Origin of the sequence: Spirosoma sp. (genome assembly GCF_048594605.1) — a bacterium.
In the GTDB taxonomy this organism is placed as follows: Bacteria; Bacteroidota; Bacteroidia; order Cytophagales; family Spirosomataceae; genus Spirosoma.
Genome location: NZ_JBMDWV010000091.1, coordinates 1 through 2995, shown reverse-complemented (window position 1 = coordinate 2995; position 2995 = coordinate 1). Strand labels below are relative to the sequence as shown.

Below are 2995 nucleotides of genomic sequence, written 5' to 3'. Positions count from 1 at the left end.
GTCGGTGCAGGCGCTTCTTCGGTTTGGCTCGTCAAATCGCTGGCTTTTGACGCAATACGGTACACTTTGTCTTTTTCGTCGTACTGCATAACACCAGTCGCCGTAAACAAATCGTCATCTTTCGGGTCTTCCTTCGGCGAGAGGAACGTAGGATAAAGGCCTGCGTTACCCAGCCGGAAATGAATACCGGCCACCAGCGGTTGTCCACCCTCATTTTTCAGATTTTTGTCTACCTTAATCTCCAGTCGTTCCGCCACTTTCTCCTTGAACGGAATCCATCCGCCCACCAGATCCTGGCGTTTTTTTAGCGCCGGTTTGATAAACCCATCCATTGCCAGATCAGGCTGAGGAGCCTGCATTAGAATGGCGCCTTTGTAAAGCATTTTCGGGGCTAATTGCAGATTATCGTCTTCGTCCACTTCGGCGCGGGCAACCGTGAAATACGTAGTAGCTGGCTGAGCACCGTTTTTCCGACCTTTCGCGGGCTTTTTCGTATCGGCGGTTAACGTACTGGAAGCGACAACCGGAGCCTCTTTCAACTCAAAACTCCCCATTTTAATACTGGCCGTATCACCTTTTGCCGTGGCAAACTGATACGTAGCGTCGCCAGTAAATTTGGTGCGGGATAAAATTTGAATATTTCCGTTCTTCAGCCGGTGGAACAAACTGATGGTATCTAACTCCAGTTTCGCGTTTTTCAGCGCCAGCATCTCACCATTCCGTTTGATGCTCACAGCGCCTTTGTCGGGATAAATCCGCGCATCGGCCGACGTTACGTAAGGAACGCCCGTAATGTTGAGCGTCATTTTCTCGACGTCATACACAGCGCCCGACCCGTTAAAGGTTAGCCCCTCTTGTTCTTCGGCTGTAGCCGTAAACGTAGAGGTTTTTACATCGCCTTTCATCACGATATTTTTGGCAAGAATATTCCACTGGGCTTTGCTGATGCTGGTTTTATAGGCCGCCGACGGAAATTCCAGACTCGATTGCAGGGTATCATCTATCACGCTCTGATTCCGGTTAATCGACAGGTTGACCACTGATTTTACCTGATTGAAATCAACGTCGATAGCCGTGCCGAGTAACATCGGTTTAGCCACGGCCGCCGTTCCATTTACGACCTTATCCGACAGTACTTTGAACTGCGCATTACTTGCCAGAAATCCTTCTTTATTGAATTTAATGCTGTTGGAAACCAGTTCCGAATCTTTCCGACGTAGCGTACCACGCCCAAACAATCCCGACGAACGTAGCACCAGATCGCCGTCGAGGTTGGTGGTAGCGCCGTAGAAAACAAAGTTTTTCTTCTGGGTGATAATGGCCATGCTATCGGCTTTGGGCCACCATTTCAACTGATAATTATTGAGCTGTACATGCGGAAAGTAAGCTTTGCCGCTTAGCCCTTCCTTAATCTCGCCTTTATCGCCTGATGCTGTCAATGAATCAGTCATGAACAGCATATTCTTGGCGTTCAGGCTGGCCGTCAGGTGATTCAATACGCCATCCGCATGCAAACCGTTTTTGTCCATCGTCAGGTCACCTACGAATTTGATAGTCGATGAGCCTCCCCCTTTCTTATCGCTGTAAACCGGATAGCCCGTAGCAGGAGCCTTGTGTTCGAACCCGAGCGTATTGTCGGGCATGGTTTTAAGCGTCGCTTTGAACGGCGGAAAGATACCATCGGAGTGGAACGTACCGACAAACGCAATATCGCCCTTACCCAGACTGTCATTATCGATGGCCGGAATCTTGAAATATACCTTCTGGTTATAGATTTTATCGCCCCGGTTCGGCTGATTAAAATAAACGGTCATTCCTTCCGGCATGACCAGGCGCTGTGTCGATTTTTTTCCGGCGATACGTCCCGATTTATTATCCGAACTGCTAAGGTAAACCATACCCGGATTCTCGTACTTGATGTCGCCCCCCATTTCCGAGTCTTTTCCCTGAGCAGCCAACTTCTGCGACGAGAATGTAATCGAATCGATTTTATTAAGACCTACGGCAAACTTGTCGTAATCAAACTTAAGATCTCGGCCTGCGTATCGTAACGTACCGGCCTTGAGCTGACCATTCAGCGTAAAAGCGCGCCCTTTACCGATACGTAGCGTTTTGTCGGACGGATAGCCGACTATTTTTAGCGAATCCGAGAGCGTAAATTCATCAACGCCCCGAATCGTCAGCATTTTATCTTCCAGGTTAATCGTCGCATTTTTGATGCTGTCCGTAGATGGGAATATGGATTTCACCTGAAAGTTGTCATAGTCACGTTTTTGCGCGTAAGCCAATATGTAGAGCACCCCCTTACGGCTCAACCGCATTACGTTCGTTACCGGGTCGCGATCCAGATATCCCTCAATGACCATGCGGTTCAATGCGCCCCGTAACGATCTCGGATTAACCCGGTTTCCTTTTGCAAAATCGACAATATCCTCATCCAGAAAGGTCTGTTGCTTTTTCGTTGCTACGTAATTCGAGACAATCTGCAACGGATGAAACCCATAGTCGACCGATAGATCGGAATAGCGCTGCGGCTGAAAATAATCGAACGACTCAAACCGAACGGGTACTTCCTGTTTAGCCCCAACCTGATAGAAATCGACTTTTCGGCGTGGCAAATCCCATCGGGTTATCTCCGGTAAAATGTAAAATTTGTGATACGAATCGGCATAAGGAACGCGGGCATAATCAGTACGTTGTTCACGGTCGAGCCAGGCGATGCGCTGGTTTTTATCGTAGCGAAATTTAACAGACGGGTGGGTAACTGAATCTGTATCAACGTACCCAACAAAAGCGGCTGAATTGGCCGAAATAAATGCTTTGGCTTTGGTAGCCCCTCCCCCATTGAAACCACTATCGGCTATGGTTGTAGAATCATTCAGCGACGTAGTGAAATCAAATCGGCGGCTGCTGGCTTTAAAAGCGGGTTTTCCATTGTATCTGACGATTAACTGCGACGGGTGCCCGCTGGCCGATGCGCCCACCATCTGAACAC

The 2995-nt window shown here is 48.7% G+C and carries 1 pseudogene; it reads right to left on the bottom strand.

Features of this window, described 5'->3' with window-relative positions:
- A pseudogene (locus ACOJS8_RS05125) lies at positions 1–2995 on the bottom strand (hypothetical protein); the annotation flags it as partial.